Here is a 16342-nt window from a genome sequence, read left to right as displayed (position 1 = left end):
CGTCCGTAAACGTCCAGCCGCTGCCAGGTGGGCGCCGTTCCAGCGGCACGACTGCCCGCAGCGACGTAGGTTCAGCCGCTGCCGGTTGGGCGCCGTTCCGGCGCTGTGACGCCCGTAGCCGTAAACGTCCAGCCGCTGCCAGGTGGGCGCCGTTCCAGCGGCACGACTGCCCGCAGCGACGTAGGTTCAGCCGCTGCCGGTTGGGCGCCGTTCCGGCGGGGCGAGCCCGCAGTCACACAGATCCAGCCGCTGGCAGGTGGGTGCCGTTCCGGCGGGGCGAGTGCCCGCAGCCACGCGCAATCAGCCGCCGCCGGTTGGGCGCCGTCTCAGCGGCTCGGCTGACCGCGGCTACGGCGGAGGCGGTCTTCCCCGGCTGCGGGGCTCAGTCGGCCGGTGCCTTTGAGCGCAGCACCTTGAGGAACTCTCGCATCCAGGCCGGGTGGTCCGGCCAGGCGCGGGAGGAGACCAGGGTGCCGTCGACGACCGCCTCGGTGTCCTGGAAGCCCGCTCCGGCCGCCTGCATGTCGAGTTCCAGGGCGGGGTAGGCCGTGACCCGGCGGCCGCGCAGGCTGTCGATCGCGGCGGTGAGCAGGGGGCCGTGGCAGATCTGGGCGACCGGCTTGTCGGAGTCGAAGAACGCCTTGAGGATCTTGCGGAGCTCGGGGTCGTTGCGCAGATACTCGGGGGCCCGGCCGCCCGGGATGACGACGGCGGCGTACTCGCCGGGCTCGACCTCGGCGAAGGCGAGGTCGGCGGGCCAGGTGTAGCCGGGTTTCTCGGTGTAGGTGTCGTAACCGGGTTCGAAGTCGTGCACGACGAAGCGGAGGGTCTTGCGGGTGGGGGCCGCGATATGGACCTCGTATCCCTCCTCGCGCAGGCGCTGGTAGGGGTAGAGGACTTCCAGGGACTCCGCTGCGTCTCCGGTGACGATGAGGATCTTCGCGGGCATGTCGGCTCCTCCCGGGCAAGCACTGTTATGGGCACCGTGCCTCCCCGGGGCGCGCTTGCCAAGTGGACCGGTGCCGGCGGAGGGGACCGGATACGTCAGCCGCGCCCGCCGCGGCGCTGTGCAGAACGTCAAAGTTCCCCCCTCGGTTTTGTACACATACGGCTCATGACGGGCCCGGGGTGAGGAGCGATAGCCTTGTGGCGTGATCAGCGCGATATCTCGCGGGGGCTCTCCTGCTCCTGCCCTGCGCCCGGGTTGCACGGAGCACCTCCGTGACCGGGCGGCGGTCGCTGGTCCTCGCGGGCGGGACGGGGGCATGGACGCCTCCAGGACGCCGAGTACACCCCCGGACACGGCTGCACCGAGAGCAGCCTCACACCCGACGGGCGTGTCGAGAATGGCCGATTTCCCCCCGCTCATCTCACCTCGCGGCATAGCGTCTGAAGGGACCGGACACCCCGGGCCGTGGCGTTACGCCGGAGGGGGAGAGACCGTACTTCCTTCTACGTCACGCAACGGCGCGCGACAGGAGCCAGAGGACAATGCAGACCAAGCTGGACGAAGCCAAGGCCGAGCTGCTCGAGAGGGCCGCCCGGGTAGCTGAGAACAGCCCGGTCGGGGGGCACCTACCGACCGGGACGACGAGCGAGGGCACTCCCGGCACCCCGGACAGCGAAGACGTGCTCGCGTTCCTCCAGCGCTACTACCTGCACACCGCCCCGGAAGACCTCGCCGACCGCGACCCGGTCGACGTCTTCGGCGCCGCGGTCTCGCACCACCGCCTCGCCGAGACCCGCCCCCAGGGCACCGCGAACGTCCGGGTGCACACCCCGACCGTGGAGGAGAACGGGTGGACCTGCAGCCACACCGTCGTGGAGGTCGTCACCGACGACATGCCCTTCCTGGTGGACTCGGTCACCAATGAGCTGACACGGCAGGGCCGCGGCATCCACGTCGTCATCCACCCGCAGTTCGTCGTCCGGCGCGATCTCACCGGCAAGCTGATCGAGGTCCTGCCGGTCCCGCCCACCGGGGACCTCCCGCACGACACGCACATCGAGTCCTGGATCCACGTCGAGATCGACCGGGAGACCGACCGCGCCGACCTGAAGCAGATCACCGTCGATCTGCTGCGCGTCCTGTCCGACGTCCGCGAGGCCGTCGAGGACTGGGAGAAGATGCGGGACACGGCGATCCGGATCGCCGACGGCCTGGAGAGCGAGCCCGCCCCCGGCGACCTGGTGAAGCCCGAGGTCGGGGAGGCCCGTGAGCTGCTGCGCTGGCTGGCCGCCGACCACTTCACCTTCCTCGGCTACCGCGAGTACCAGCTGCGCGACGACGACACGCTCGCCGCCGTGCCCGGCACCGGTCTCGGCATACTGCGTTCGGACCCGCACCACGCCGAGGACGACCAGCATCCGGTCAGCCCCTCCTTCGAGCGGCTCCCGGCCGACGCCCGGGCCAAGGCCCGCGAGCACAAGCTGCTGGTGCTGACCAAGGCCAACAGCCGGGCCACCGTGCACCGGCCGTCGTACCTGGACTACATCGGCGTCAAGAAGTTCGACGCGGACGGCAACGTCGTCGGCGAGCGCCGCTTCCTCGGGCTGTTCTCCTCCGCCGCCTACACCGAGTCCATCCGCCGCGTCCCGGTCATCCGCCGCAAGGTCGACGAGGTCCTGGAGCGCGCCGGGTTCTCGCCCCACAGCCACGACGGCCGCGACCTGCTCCAGATCCTGGAGACCTACCCGCGCGACGAGCTGTTCCAGACCCCGGCCGCCGAACTGCAGTCCATCGCGACGAGCGTGCTCTACCTCCAGGAGCGCCGTCGGCTGCGGCTGTACCTGCGCCAGGACGAGTACGGCCGCTACTACTCGGCCCTCGTCTACCTCCCGCGCGACCGCTACACCACCGGCGTCCGGCTCCGGATCATCGACATCCTCAAGGAGGAACTCGGCGGCATCAGCGTCGACTTCACCGCCTGGAACACCGAGTCGATCCTCTCCCGGCTGCACTTCGTCGTCCGGGTCCCGCCGGGCACCGAGCTGCCCGAGCTGTCGGACGCCGACAAGGAGCGCATCGAGGCGCGCCTGGTGGAGGCGGCCCGGTCCTGGGCGGACGCGTTCGCGGAGGCGCTGACCGCCGAGTGCGGCGAGGAGCGCGCGGCCGAGGTGCTGCGCCGCTACAGCCACGCCTTCCCCGAGGGCTACAAGGCCGACCACTCCCCGCGTGCCGCGGTCTCCGACCTCGTCCACCTGGAGCAGCTCGGCGCGGACAAGACCTTCTCGCTGAGCCTGTACGAGCCGGTGGGCGCCGCCCCCGACGAGCGCCGCTTCAAGATCTACCAGAAGGGCGGCACCGTCTCCCTCTCGAAGGTGCTGCCGGTACTGAGCCGCCTGGGCGTCGAGGTCACCGACGAGCGGCCGTACGAGCTGCGCTGCGCGGACCGCACCACGGCCTGGATCTACGACTTCGGTCTGCGCATGCCGAAGTCGCCGGGCGGCGGCAACGGCGACTACCTGGGCGACGACGCTCGTGAGCGGTTCCAGGAGGCGTTCGCGGCGACCTGGACCGGCCAGGCGGAGAACGACGGGTTCAACGCCCTGGTGCTGAGCGCCGGGCTGAACTGGCGCCAGGCCATGGTGCTGCGCGCCTACGCCAAGTACCTGCGGCAGGCCGGCTCGACCTTCTCCCAGGACTACATGGAGGACACCCTCCGCAACAACGTCCACACCACCCGGCTCCTCGTCTCCCTGTTCGAGGCGCGGATGTCGCCCGAGCGGCAGAAGGCGGGGCTGGAGATCACCGACGCCCTGCTGGAGGAGCTGGACGCGGCCCTGGAGCAGGTGGCGAGCCTGGACGAGGACCGCATCCTGCGCTCCTTCCTGACCGTGATCAAGGCGACCCTGCGCACGAACTTCTTCCAGGAGGCGGTCGGCGGCAAGCCGCACGACTACGTCTCCATGAAGTTCGACCCGCAGGCCATCCCGGACCTGCCCGCGCCGCGCCCGGCGTACGAGATCTGGGTGTACTCCCCGCGCGTCGAGGGCGTGCACCTGCGCTTCGGCAAGGTCGCCCGAGGAGGCCTGCGCTGGTCCGACCGGCGTGAGGACTTCCGCACGGAGATCCTGGGCCTGGTGAAGGCGCAGATGGTGAAGAACACGGTCATCGTGCCCGTCGGCGCCAAGGGCGGCTTCGTCGCCAAGCAGCTGCCGGACCCGAGCGTGGACCGCGACGCCTGGCTGGCCGAGGGCATCGCCAGCTACAAGACGTTCATCTCGGCGCTGCTCGACATCACCGACAACATGGTCGCCGGCGAGGTCGTGCCGCCGCAGGGCGTCGTCCGGCACGACGGCGACGACACCTACCTGGTGGTCGCGGCCGACAAGGGCACGGCGACGTTCTCGGACATCGCCAACGGGGTCGCCGAGAACTACAACTTCTGGCTCGGTGACGCCTTCGCCTCCGGCGGCTCGGCCGGCTACGACCACAAGGGCATGGGCATCACCGCGCGCGGTGCCTGGGAGTCCGTGAAGCGGCACTTCCGTGAGCTGGGCGTGGACACGCAGAGCGAGGACTTCACGGTCGTCGGCATCGGTGACATGTCAGGAGACGTGTTCGGCAACGGCATGCTGCTCTCCGAGCGCATCCGCCTGGTCGCCGCCTTCGACCACCGGCACATCTTCATCGACCCGAACCCGGACGCGGCCACCTCGTACGCCGAGCGCCGCCGCCTGTTCGAGCTGCCCCGCTCCAGCTGGGCCGACTACAACACCGAGCTGCTGTCGGCGGGCGGCGGGATCTTCCCGCGCAGCGCCAAGTCGATCACGCTGAACGCGCACATCCGTGAGGCCCTGGGCATCGAGGAGAAGGTCTCCAAGATGACTCCGGCCGACCTGATGAAGTCGATCCTCAAGGCGCCGGTGGACCTGCTGTGGAACGGCGGTATCGGCACGTACGTGAAGTCGTCGTCGGAGTCGAACGCCGACGTCGGCGACAAGGCCAACGACGCCATCCGCGTCGACGGTGCCGACCTGCGCGTCAAGGTCGTCGGCGAGGGCGGCAACCTGGGCCTGACCCAGCTCGGCCGCATCGAGTTCGCCACGCAGGGCGGCAAGATCAACACCGACGCGATCGACAACAGCGCCGGCGTGGACACCTCCGACCACGAGGTGAACATCAAGATCCTGCTGAACGGCCTGGTCACCGAGGGCGACATGACCGTCAAGCAGCGCAACAAGCTGCTCGCCGAGATGACCGACGAGGTCGGCGCCCTGGTCCTGCGCAACAACTACGCGCAGAACACCGCCCTCGCCAACGCCCTGTTCCAGGCCAAGGACATGCTCCACGCCCAGCAGCGGTTCGTCCGCCACCTGGTGCGCGAGGGCCACCTGGACCGGGCACTGGAGTTCCTGCCGACCGACCGCCAGATCCGTGAGCGCCTCGCCCAGGGCCATGGCCTGACCAGTCCGGAGACGGCCGTCGTGCTGGCGTACACGAAGATCACGGTCGCCGAGGAGCTGCTGCACACCTCGCTGCCGGACGACCCGTACCTGCGCACCCTGCTGCACGCCTACTTCCCGTCGGCGCTGCGCGAGCGGTTCGCGGACGCCATCGACAACCACCCGCTGCGCCGCGAGATCACCACGACCGTGCTGGTCAACGACACGGTCAACACGGGCGGTACGACGTATCTGCACCGCCTGCGCGAGGAGACCGGTGCCTCGCTGGAGGAGATCGTCCGCGCCCAGACCGCGGCTCGCGCCATCTTCTGCTCGGCGCCGGTGTGGGACGCGGTGGAGGCCCTGGACAACCGGGTCGACGCCGCCGTCCAGACCCGCATCCGGCTGCACTCGCGCCGCCTGGTCGAGCGCGGCACCCGCTGGCTGCTCAACAACCGGCCGCAGCCGCTGCAGCTCGCCGAGACGGTCGAGTTCTTCGCCGACCGGGTCGAGCAGGTCTGGCAGCAGCTGCCGAAGCTGCTGCGGGGTGCGGACCTCGAGTGGTACCAGCACGTGTACGACGAGCTGGTCGCGGCCGGTGTCCCGGATGAGCTGGCCACCCGCGTGGCCGGGTTCTCCTCCGCCTTCCCGGCGCTGGACATCGTCTCGGTGGCCGATCGCATGGGCAAGGAGCCGCTGGACGTCGCCGAGATCTACTACGACCTCGCCGACCGGCTGAACATCACCCAGCTGATGGACCGCATCATCGAGCTGCCCCGCGCCGACCGCTGGCAGTCCATGGCCCGCGCCTCCATCCGCGAGGACCTGTACGCGGCGCACGCGGCGCTCACCGCGGACGTCTTCGCGGCCGGCAACGGCACCTCGACGCCCGAGCAGCGCTTCGAGGCGTGGGAGCAGAAGAACAGCGCGATCCTGGGCCGGGCGCGCACCACCCTGGACGAGATCCGCGGTTCGGACTCCTTCGACCTCGCCAACCTGTCGGTGGCGATGCGCACGATGCGGACGCTGCTGCGCACGCACTCGTAGCCGTACGGCGCGGAAGGCGCCCCGGGCACACAGTGGCCCGGGGCGCCTTCTTTCTTGCCTGCTCCTGGTCGAAACGGTGCGGCGAATTTACCTTTTCCTGCTGATCGGTGCGTTTCGGATAGGGTCTGCGGTGTGACAGTGATCCTGACCGAGCGCCATCTCGCCTGTCGCGACCGGGCCTCGCGCAGCCGCAACCAGATCGCCCTGTTCGCCGTCTTCAGTGGCATCGGTGTCCTGATGGAAAGCGGCCTGTTCGGGGAGGCACTGTCGATCGTGCTCGCCTCGGCCTTCTCCCTCCTGTCCTACCGCACCAGGGTGTTCCAGCAGGATGCACGCCGCGCCCTCTGACCTCGAGCCGGTGAGCCGCACGGCGCCGGCGCACGGCACCAGGCGGGCCGGCCGGTCGCTGCCGCAGGCCGCCGCCGCGCTCGTCCTGGTACTGCTGCTCCTGGTCGTCGTCCGGCTGCCGTGGGCGGGCGACCTCGGCATGCACGCGGCCACCGTGCAGCGGCTGCGGCACAGCCTGCTGCACCCCGGCAACCCGCTGGTCGACGCCGACACGCAGAGCCCGTACTACTCGCCGTGGATGCTGGTGCTCGGCTGCCTGGCCAAGCTGACCGGTCTGTCGGTGTTCGTGGTGCTGCGCATGGCCGCGCTCGTCGGACTCGGGCTGCTGGTCACCGGGGTGTGGCGGTACGTCCGGACGCTGAGCACGCACCGGGCGGCCCCCGCCCTGGCCCTGCTGAGCCTGGTCCTCCTCTGGGGCCCGCTGCTGTTCAACTGGAGCGGCTTCCTGGGCCTGAACTCCCTCGCGCTGACGATGTCGTATCCGAGTGTGTTCGCGCTCGGGCTCACCTTCCACTTCTGGGCGTGGCTGACGGGGGCGGTGCGCGGGGCGGCCGTATGGTTGACCTGGCTGGGGCTCGGTGCGCTGTGGGCGCTGATCCTGCTGTGCCACCAGTTCACGGGGGTCGTGGCGTCCCTGGGCGCGCTGGCCATGGTGGTCGCGGCGCGACCGGGCCGGGCGATGCTGCCGCGGCTCGGCGCCGCGGCGGCCCTGGGGGTGGTGGTGCTGTGGCTGTGGCCGTACTACGACTTCTTCGCGCTGTTCTCCGCGGGGGCGGACCTGGAGGCGATCCACCGGTCGCTGTACCAGCACCTGGCCGAGCGGTTCGGGCTGGTGCTGCTCGGGGTCGTGGCGCTGGTGCTGCGCCGGCGCCGGGACCACTGGGACCCCCTGGTCCTCTTCTTCCTGCTCGGCGCGCTGGTGTTCGCCGCGGGCGGGCTGACCGGCCACTATGCGTGGGGTCGGGCGCTGCCCGCGGCGCTGATCCCGGCCCAGCTGGCGGCCGCGCTGGAGGCCGTGTCGGCCGGGCGGCGGGCGGTACGGGTGGGATGGGCGTGCGTGCTGGGCGCCGCGCTGGCGGTGGGGGCGTGGACGCAGGCCGGGACGCTCGGGTATGTGACGGGACGGGATGCGTTGCCCGGGGCCGTGGCGGCGAAGTACCGGACGCCGTGGGTGGGTTACCAGTGGATCATGAGGGCGGGGGTGGGGTACGGGGACGTGGTGATGGCGCGTACGTTTCCCGCCCGGCAGATTCCGGCGTACGGGCCGTACACCGTGGCGCCCGGGTATCCGGACGTGTTCCTGCGGGACGCCGCGCGGCGGGAGGCGGCGGTGACGCGGTACTTCGACGCGGGGACGTCTGCGGCGCAGCGGCGGGGGATCGTGCGGTCGTACGCGGTGCGGTGGGTCGTGGGGCCGAGGAGCTTGGCCGGGCCCGGGCTGCGGAAGGTGACCGCCGGCCCTGGCGGACAGGTCCTGTACCGAGTGGTGCCCTGAGCCACGGCTGAGCGGCCCGGCGCCGCTCACCGGCGCCGCCCAGGGTGCCGCTGCGCCCACCCGTGCGCCCCAGCGGCATCCAGGGCGGCGTGAAGGCCGCTGCCGGGTGGGTGTCGCCGGGGCGGTGCGCCTGTGCGTGGCTGCCGCGGGACTACACAGCCGGCCGTGCTGCAACCCCCAGGGGCGCGGGGAACTGCGCGACCAGCCTGCCGCGCGCCCGCAGACGGGCATGGGCCTTCCGGGCGACGGCGCTACGAGCCCCGGCCCCTCACCTCAGCAAGCTGGACGCCAGCTTGGCCGCTCTGCGGATCCTCGGGCGGGCGATCCTGCGGATCACGGGGCGGATCACCCGGGCCGTCACGCCCACCGGACGCCAGCGGAGCTGCAGACGGCCGGGGTTGCGGCCCTCCGGTTCGATGGTGACCTCGTGCGGGGTGGTGCCCGAGTGGTAGTCGATGCGGGCCGTACGGGTCGGGAAGTCCAGCGGGGCCAGCAGCAGACCCGAGTGGGACAGGCCCTGTTGCTGGAGGCGGACCATCGGGTGCCGTACGCCCTCGAAGCCATGGAGGGGGATCGGCGCGGAGGCGAGGTCCAGCTCGACGGTGCCTTCGAAGACGCCGGGGCGGACCGGGTCCAGCCGGAAGGGGACCGTCATGCGGCGTCCGCCGGGTGCCAGCAGCAGGCCGGCCCGCTGAGGGCCGACGGGCAGCCGGAGCCCGGGGTCGTAGGTGCGGACGGTGACGGTGAGGCAGGCGCCCGGGCCCGGCGTCAGCTCGGTGATCTCGTGACGGAACTGGGCGCTGGGGAAGGGCCGCGTGTCCAGCTCCAGGTCGGAGAGGTCGAGTTCGCGCCGGGCCTGCTCGGAGTCCGGGACGCGGTCGCCCCAGTACGGGGCCCCGGAGTCGTCCGTGGTGACCTGCCGCGGCGCCACCCCGTGCCCGAGACCGCGCGCCGCCAGCCGGGCGTCGGCCAGGCGGCCGTCCCGCAGCAGCTGCAGCACCACCCGCTCCGGGCGGGGCAGCCGGGTGTACGCGCCGGGTGCCAGCGTGTCCAGGTACGGGTTCATGATCTCGGCGAAGGAGCGCAGCCACTCCTCGTCCCGGTAGGGCAGGTCGCCGGCGTACATCCGGAAGTCGTGCTTGAGGAACTTGAAGTCCTTGTCCTCCCGGATCGCCGCGTGCCCGCTGCTCACCAGGAAGTCGTCGATCAGATGCTGGACGTGGACCCGGTCGCGGACGTTGGAGATCTTGTGCCGCTGGTTGGAGATGGACGCGGAGTCCGCGGCCGCGAACGGCTCGATGTACCAGACGTACACCGGGTCCGGGATGATCGTGAACGCCTCCGCCAGGCAGTACGCCTGCGCCGAGAACAGCTGGTCCTCGTAGTGGATGCCCTCGGGGAAGCGGAGCCGGTGCCGGTCCAGGAAGGAGCGGGCGTACATCTTGCTCGTGGACAGGTGCTCGAACAGCAGCCTCGGGTCGGCCTCGATGCCCTCCAGGGTGCGGCGCTCGGACACCAGGTGCGGCATCCAGGTCGAGCGGCGCCCGTTGTCCACCCGTACCCGCCGTACCGCGCCCATCGTGAAGTCGACCTCGCGCTCCCGGTGTGCGGCGAGGAGCAACTCCACCGCACGGGGCGGGAGTTCGTCGTCGCTGTCGAGGAACATCAGGTACGGCGCCCGGGCGATCTCGATGGCCCGGTTGCGCGGGGCGCTGCAACCGCCGCTGTTCTCCGCCAGGCGCACGTACCGGATGCGGTGGTCCTGCGCCGCCAACTCACGGGCCACGGACGGCGTGTCGTCGGTGGAGTGGTCGTCGCTGATGACGATCTCGATGTCGGCGTGGGTCTGCGCGCGCAGGGAGGCGACCGCGCGGGGGAGGCGGGCCGCGTCGTTGTAGACGATGACCGTGACCGTGACGTCGGGAGTCGTCATGCCGTGGCCTCCTCGGGGGTCGGGGCGGGGGTGCGTTCCTCCAGCGGGAGCACCGGGGGCAGCGCCTCCTCGGGCTGGCCGAGGAACACCCGCCGTACGACCCGCTCGGCGGCGCGGCCGTCGTCGTACTCGCAGAACCGGCGCCGGAACGTGGCCCGCGCCTTCGCCGCGTTCTCGTCGCGCCAGGCGCCGGAGACGAAGATCTCCGTCAGCTCCTCCTGGGTGCGGGCCACCTGGCCGGGGTGTTCCGCCATCAGGTCGAAGTAGACGCCGCGGGTGGTCCGGTAGGTCTCCCAGTCGTCGGCGTAGACGACGATCGGCCGGTCCAGGTTGGCGTAGTCGAACATGATCGACGAGTAGTCCGTGACCAGCGCGTCCGAGGCCAGGCACAGTTCCTCGACGGGGTCGTAGGAGGAGACGTCGATGATCCGGCCGGAGCGGCGCAGGCCGGTCAGCGGGGAGGCGGCGCCGCCGTAGAAGTAGTGGGCGCGGACGAGGAGGACCGTGTTCTCGCCGAGGCGGTCGGCGAGGGCGGCGAGGTCGAGGCGGGGGGTGAAACCGGCCTCGTAGTCGCGGTGGGTGGGGGCGTAGAGGACGGCCGTTCTGCCCGGGGCGATGCCGAGGCGCTCGCGGGCCGCGCGGACGTCGGCGGCTGTGGCCGTGTAGAAGACGTCGTTGCGCGGATAGCCGTAGTCCAGGGAGGTGTAGCGGGCCGGGTAGGCGCGCTCCCACATGCGTGTGGAGTGGCTGTTGGCGCTGATGCTGTAGTCCCACCGGTCGATGCGGGCCAGCAGGGCGGCGAAGTCCAGGCCCTTGGCGGCGGCCGGGTGGTCCCTCTGGTCCAGGCCCATGCGCTTGAGCGGGGTGCCGTGGTGGGTCTGCAGGTGGATGGCCTCGGGTCGTTTGACCACGGCGTTGGGGAAGTTGACGTTGGTCGTCAGGTACTTGGCGGTGGCCAGCGTCTCCCAGTAGCGGCGGGTGCCGGGGACCACGTGGTCCGTGCCGGGCGGCAGCAGGGCCGTGTTCTCCTTCGACACCGTCCACACCTGGTGGATGTGCGGGGCGAGTTCGGCGAGCTTGGCGGCGATCGCGGCCGGGTTGCAGGCGACCCCGCGGTCCCAGTAGGCGGCGAACACGGCCAGGTCGGGGTCGATCGGGCGGCTCAGGGCGCGGCGGTACTGGTGGTCGCGGACCTTGGCGCTCAACTGCCGCTTGCGGCTGCGTACGGTCTTGCGGGCGGCGCGGCGGGTGCGGTTGGCGGCCTGGAACGCCCGGTACTTGGTGTAGGCGCCCTCTTCCAGCAGGGCGTGGCGTACGCCCTCGAGGCCCGCCGGGCGCTGGTGTCCCTCGGGGCGCCAGCGGACCGCCGCGAGGGAGGCGCGGCGGAAGAACTCGCGGGCGACGGGATCGGGCAGGTCCTCGCGGGCGAAGGTGCGCAGCAGGTCGCGCACCATCAGGACGTACAGCACCCTGCGGGCGGCGCGGCGGTCCCTGGCGAGCGACAGCAGGGACTCGTAGCGGTCGATCAGCGCGAGCCGGTCCTCGGGGGCGCGCGGCGGCAGGCTCTCGGGGCGCAGGACGCGCTTTTCGTACGCCGCCTGGTTCAGGCAGGCGACGCGGCCGGCGTGCAGCAGGGCGGCGTAGGCGGCGTGCGGCTCGTCGTCGGTGGTGAGCTGCTCCTCGTGCGCTCGCCAGAAGTCGGCGCGCAGGGCGCGGTTGCCGAGCAGCGGGGCGAGGCGCAGCAGGTCGGTGGCCTGGTCCAGGGTGAGGCTCTCGCGGCCGACGGCGGCGAGGAAGCGGCCGTCGCGGGAGGGGGAGGCGGCGGTCTGCCAGGTGGTGGTGACATGGTCGAAGAGGAGCACGTCCACCGGGGTGTCCGGGGCGGCTGTGGCGTCCAGCTCGGCGGTCCGCTCGGCGATCAGGCGGGGCGCGCCGGCCGGCAGGCCGTCCTCGGCGCGTACGAAGTGCAGCCAGCGGCCGGACGCGCGGGCGGCGCCGGCCGCCCGCGCCGCCGCGTCACCGGTGCCGTCCGGCAACGGCACCACGATCGTCTCCGGGGCGTGGCCTTCCGCCGTCTCCCGTGCCCAGTCGCCGACCGCGGCGACGATCACCTCGGCATCGAGGAGCGGGTGGGCCTCCAGGGAGTCCAGCAGCTCGGTGAGATGCCCCTGTGCGTTCGGTCCGTAGACGATCACGCTGAGATGGGGCATCGCAGGGGACTCCTTCGGCTCGTCGGCTCCTGGCATCCTTCCTAACATAGCGTCATTAAGTGGATGAAAGGGATAACCACGCGGGTGGTAAGAACCGGACTCAGGAAGGAAGAGCGACTTTCGGCGCGTTCGGTTGCGGTGTGTCCCCTTTGCGGGCGTCTGTTTTCGCGGCGTTCGCCGCGGCGGCGTCCGGTCGCGTGGTGCCTGGTGCCGCGGCGTCTGCGGCTCAGGCGCCCGCTTTCGCGGTGTCAGCTGCCGGCGCGGGCTTCTTGGCGGCCGGCTTCTTGTCGCCGGTGAAGGCCTCGTACTCCTTCATGACCTCCTCCGTCGGCCCGTCCATGCGCAGCTCGCCGCGCTCCAGCCACAGGACCCGCTCGCAGGTGTCGCGGATCGACTTGTTGTTGTGGCTGACCAGGAAGACCGTGCCCGCGTGCGCTCGCAGTTCGCGGATCCGCTGCTCGGAACGTTTCTGGAAGGAGCGGTCTCCGGTGGCCAGGGCCTCGTCGATGAGCAGGACGTCGTGGTCCTTGGCGGCGGCGATGGAGAAGCGCAGCCGGGCGGCCATGCCGGAGGAGTACGTGCGCATCGGCAGGGTGATGAAGTCGCCCTTCTCGTTGATCCCGGAGAAGTCGACGATGTCCTGATAGCGCTCCTTGACCTGCTCCCGGGACATGCCCATGGCGAGACCGCCGAGGAAGACGTTGCGCTCGCCCGTCAGGTCGTTCATCAGGGCGGCGTTGACGCCGAGCAGGGAGGGCTGGCCGTCGGTGTAGATGTGGCCGTTCTCCACGGGGAGCAGCCCGGCGATCGCCTTGAGCAGGGTGGACTTGCCGGAGCCGTTGGTGCCGATGAGGCCGATGGCCTCCCCCTTGTAGGCGGCGAAGGACACGTTCTTCACCGCGTGCACCCGGCGCACGCCCGAGGCCTTCTCGGCCTGCTTGCGGCGCAGGATGCGGTTGAGGGCGGCGGTGGCGGAGCCGCGGCCCGCGCCGGTGCCGTTGACCCGGTAGACGATGTCGACGCCGTCGGCGACGACGGTGGGAATCTTCGCGCTGGTCCGCTCAGCCACGGCCGTACCTCTCTTCAGCCTTCCAGAAGTAGATGAAGCCGCCGACCCCGGCGAGCAGGGCCCAGCCGGTGGCCGCCGCCCACACGTGCGGGGGCAGCGAGTCGGCGCGGAAGCTGTCGATCAGCGCGAACCGCATCAGGTCGATGTAGACGGCGGCCGGGTTGATCTGCAGCAGGGCGGTGACGATGCGCGGCAGGTCGTCCTTGTTGGCCAGCTTGTCGATGCTCCACATCACGCCGGACGCGTACATCCACGTGCGCAGCACGAACGGCATCAGCTGCGCGATGTCCGGGGTCTTCGCGCCCATCCGCGCCATGATCATCGACACGCCGGCGTTGAACGTGAACTGCAGGACGAGCGCGGGGATCGCGAGCACCCAGGAGGCGGTGACCGGCACGCCGAAGCAGAGCAGGATGACGAGCAGCGCGGCCATCGAGAACAGCAGCTGCTGGAGCTGCTGGAGGGCGAAGGAGATCGGCAGTGCGGCGCGCGGGAAGTGCAGCGCGCGGACCAGGCCGAGGTTGCCGGAGATCGCCCGGGTGCCCGCCATGATCGAGCTTTGCGTGAACGTCCAGATGAACACGCCCGTGACCAGGAACGGCACGTAGTCGGCCACGTTCTGCTTGGTGCCGAGCAGGACGCCGAAGATGAAGTAGTAGACCGCCGCGTTCAGCAGCGGGGTCATGACCTGCCAGACCTGGCCGAGCTTCGCCTGGCTGTACTGCGCGGTCAGCTTGGCGGTGGCGAAGGCGGTGATGAAGTGGCGCCGGTCCCACAGCTGGCGGACGTACTCCGGCAGGGAGGGGCGGGCGCCGCTGACCGAGAGGCCGTACCGGGCGGCCAGTGCCGCGAGGTCTTCGTCGGCCGGGGCCTGGGTCGGGGGCGGTGTGTGGAGGACCTGGCTCACATCCGCTGCTTTCGCTCGGGGGAGGGGGTGCTGCGTCCGGCTGTCGCCGGAGGTGCCGCGTCCGTTCCCGTCGTCCGGCGTTTCCTTACGCTTCTCTTCACGTTCTCTTACGTCGGGACGGGACCGTATCGTCGCAACGCGAGCGTAGGCCCAACGAGCGTCGGAACGCAACCGTTTCGTCGTAACGCCCTATGCTGTGCGGCATGACGACGAACGCCGACGAGTCCGCCGACGAGCCCCCGACGCGTCCGCGCCGCCGGGCCCCCGCCGGGGCCGCCGTGCTCCGGGAGGACGTCACCGAGGCCATCCGCGCGGCCGTCTTCGAGGAACTCGCGGCCGTCGGCTACGCGCGCATGTCCATCGAGGGGATCGCCCGCCGGGCCGGCGTCGGGAAGACGGCGGTGTACCGGCGCTGGCGTTCGAAACTGCACCTGGTGCTGGACGTCGTCTCGGCGATGGCGGTGCTGGGCTTCCCGGTGCCCGACACCGGCTCCCTGGAGGGCGACCTGCGCCTGCTCTACGAGGTCACGTCCCGCGCCCTGCGCCACCCGGTCGCCTCGCAGATCATCCCCGACCTGCAGGCCGAGGCGGCCCGCAATCCCGACATCGCCGAGGCCTTCCAGAAGGCCCTCAGGGACGGTCAGGAGAGTGTGGCGAGCAGGATCGTGGCGGCGGCGGAGCAGCGCGGCGAGATCCGCGCGGGCGTCGACCCCGACCTGGCCCTGGACCTGATCTCCGGCCCCCTCTACTGGCGCTCGGTGGTGATCCGCTCCCCCAAGCCCCCCAAGGGCTACCTGGAGAAGCTGGCCCGGGCCACCGCGGGGGCGCTCAAGGCGTTGTGACGGTGGGCGGTGCGGCGCCGGGCCCGGCTGCGGCGCCCCACGGGGCGCGCGGAACTGGACCGGCCGGCCACACAGTCGCGGCGGTCCGCGGTGGCAACGGCGGGTTCGCTAGGACCGCGCCGCCTCAGGATGAAGCCGGACCCAGCCCTCCCAGGCCGACGTGATCATGTCCTGGACGTCGTACTTGGCGTGCCAGCCCAGTTCCGTGGCGATGCGGTCGGCGGAGGCGACGACGCGGGCGGGGTCGCCGGGGCGGCGCGGGGTGACGGTCGGGGGGCGGTCGTAGCCGGTCACCGCGTTGATGCGGTCGATCATCTCGCGGACGGAGACGCCCTCCCCGCGGCCGATGTTCAGGGTCAGCTCGGTGCCGGGGGAGGAGCCCAGCGCACGGGCGACGGTCACATGGGCCTCGGCCAGGTCGACCACGTGGATGTAGTCGCGGACGCAGGTGCCGTCCGGGGTCGGGTAGTCGTCGCCGAAGATGCGGGGATGCGCGCCCTCCGTGAGCTTCTCGAAGACCATCGGGACGAGGTTGGAGACGCCGGTGTCGGCCAGCTCCGGTGCGGCCGCGCCCGCCACGTTGAAGTAGCGCAAGGACGCGGTGGCGAGGCCGGTCGCCCGGCCCGTGGCGCGGACCAGCCACTCGCCGGCCAGTTTCGTCTCGCCGTACGGGGACACCGGGTGACAGGGCGTCTCCTCCGTCACCAGGTCGACGTCCGGCATGCCGTAGACGGCCGCCGACGAGGAGAACAGGAAGGACGGGACCTCCGCCGCCGTGACCGCCTCCAGCAGGACGCGCACCCCCTCCACGTTCTCGCGGTAGTAGTGCAGCGGACGGTCCACCGACTCGCCCACCTGCTTCTTCGCCGCCAGGTGGACCACCCCGGTGATCTGGTGCTCGGCGAGCGTACGGGAGAGCCGGTCCGCGTCCAGGGTCGAGCCCCGCACCAGCGGGACCTCCGCCGGTACGCGCTCTTCGACACCCGTGGACAGATCGTCGTAGACGACCGTGCGCTCGCCCGCCTCGGTCATCGCCCGTACGACATGCGCCCCGATGTATCCGGCGCCGCCGGTGATCAGCCAGGTCATGTGCGGCCGTCCCC

10 protein-coding genes are annotated in these 16342 nt (G+C 71.3%); 4 read left to right on the top strand and 6 right to left on the bottom strand.

The genetic code is table 11. The annotated features are described in order from the left end of the window. Positions 1-382: 382 nt before the first annotated feature. A complete protein-coding gene (locus ACGFRF_RS38730; RefSeq protein WP_393748333.1) occupies positions 383-949 on the bottom strand; it encodes a DJ-1/PfpI family protein in 567 nt (188 codons plus the stop codon). Positions 950-1491: 542 nt separating this feature from the next. Between ACGFRF_RS38730 and ACGFRF_RS38725 the strand changes: the two genes are divergently transcribed. The 3 genes from ACGFRF_RS38725 to ACGFRF_RS38715 all read left to right on the top strand — a co-directional run bounded on the left by ACGFRF_RS38725 (position 1492) and on the right by ACGFRF_RS38715 (position 8278). Beyond that, positions 1492-6435, top strand: coding sequence for an NAD-glutamate dehydrogenase (locus ACGFRF_RS38725; protein ID WP_393748331.1), 4944 nt, complete (start codon positions 1492-1494; stop codon positions 6433-6435). 132 nt (positions 6436-6567) lie between these two features. Next, positions 6568-6783: a hypothetical protein gene (locus ACGFRF_RS38720; protein ID WP_393748329.1), complete on the top strand. Its 216-nt coding sequence runs from the start codon at positions 6568-6570 to the stop codon at positions 6781-6783. Then, a complete protein-coding gene (locus ACGFRF_RS38715) occupies positions 6764-8278 on the top strand; it encodes a hypothetical protein (RefSeq protein WP_393748327.1) in 1515 nt (504 codons plus the stop codon). Before ACGFRF_RS38720 ends, ACGFRF_RS38715 begins: the two co-directional genes overlap by 20 nt. A 268-nt stretch (positions 8279-8546) precedes the next feature. Here the strand turns inward: ACGFRF_RS38715 and ACGFRF_RS38710 are convergent, their stop codons facing one another. From ACGFRF_RS38710 to ACGFRF_RS38695, 4 genes are all read right to left on the bottom strand, one after another. Beyond that, on the bottom strand, positions 8547-10211 hold the full coding sequence (locus ACGFRF_RS38710; RefSeq protein WP_393748325.1) for a glycosyltransferase family 2 protein: 1665 nt from the start codon (positions 10209-10211) through the stop codon (positions 8547-8549). After that, entirely contained in the window at positions 10208-12421 is a 2214-nt protein-coding gene (locus ACGFRF_RS38705; protein ID WP_393748323.1) for a CDP-glycerol glycerophosphotransferase family protein, read from the bottom strand. The genes ACGFRF_RS38710 and ACGFRF_RS38705 overlap by 4 nt, the downstream gene beginning before the upstream one ends. A 226-nt stretch (positions 12422-12647) precedes the next feature. Further along, positions 12648-13490 carry an ABC transporter ATP-binding protein gene (locus tag ACGFRF_RS38700; protein WP_393748321.1) on the bottom strand — a complete coding sequence of 281 codons (843 nt, stop codon included), beginning with the start codon at positions 13488-13490 and terminating at the stop codon, positions 12648-12650. Next, positions 13483-14397, bottom strand: a complete 915-nt coding sequence (locus tag ACGFRF_RS38695; protein ID WP_393748319.1) for an ABC transporter permease — start codon at positions 14395-14397, stop codon at positions 13483-13485. Before ACGFRF_RS38695 ends, ACGFRF_RS38700 begins: the two co-directional genes overlap by 8 nt. Positions 14398-14600: 203 nt before the next feature. Between ACGFRF_RS38695 and ACGFRF_RS38690 the strand changes: the two genes are divergently transcribed. Beyond that, complete coding sequence (locus tag ACGFRF_RS38690) at positions 14601-15239, top strand: TetR/AcrR family transcriptional regulator (protein WP_393748317.1); 639 nt, start codon at positions 14601-14603, stop codon at positions 15237-15239. A 108-nt stretch (positions 15240-15347) separates the two neighbouring features. Here ACGFRF_RS38690 and galE read toward each other — a convergent pair whose 3' ends face one another. After that, positions 15348-16328, bottom strand: a complete 981-nt coding sequence (gene galE / locus ACGFRF_RS38685) for a UDP-glucose 4-epimerase GalE (protein WP_393748315.1) — start codon at positions 16326-16328, stop codon at positions 15348-15350. Between the last annotated feature and the right edge of the window lie 14 nt (positions 16329-16342).

It is taken from the genome of Streptomyces sp. NPDC048521 (assembly GCF_043199855.1).
Taxonomy (GTDB): Bacteria; Actinomycetota; Actinomycetes; order Streptomycetales; family Streptomycetaceae; genus Streptomyces.
Note: the sequence above shows the minus strand (reverse complement) of the source record. Positions and strands in the feature narration are given on the sequence as shown.

Coding starts and splice junctions, on each gene's coding strand:
- galE (WP_393748315.1), bottom strand. CDS start 16,328: ATGACCTGGCTGATCACCGGCGGCGCCGGATACATCGGGGCGCATGTC.
- ACGFRF_RS38705 (WP_393748323.1), bottom strand. CDS start 12,421: ATGCCCCATCTCAGCGTGATCGTCTACGGACCGAACGCACAGGGGCAT.
- ACGFRF_RS38725 (WP_393748331.1), top strand. CDS start 1,492: ATGCAGACCAAGCTGGACGAAGCCAAGGCCGAGCTGCTCGAGAGGGCC.
- ACGFRF_RS38710 (WP_393748325.1), bottom strand. CDS start 10,211: ATGACGACTCCCGACGTCACGGTCACGGTCATCGTCTACAACGACGCG.
- ACGFRF_RS38715 (WP_393748327.1), top strand. CDS start 6,764: ATGCACGCCGCGCCCTCTGACCTCGAGCCGGTGAGCCGCACGGCGCCG.
- ACGFRF_RS38690 (WP_393748317.1), top strand. CDS start 14,601: ATGACGACGAACGCCGACGAGTCCGCCGACGAGCCCCCGACGCGTCCG.
- ACGFRF_RS38730 (WP_393748333.1), bottom strand. CDS start 949: ATGCCCGCGAAGATCCTCATCGTCACCGGAGACGCAGCGGAGTCCCTG.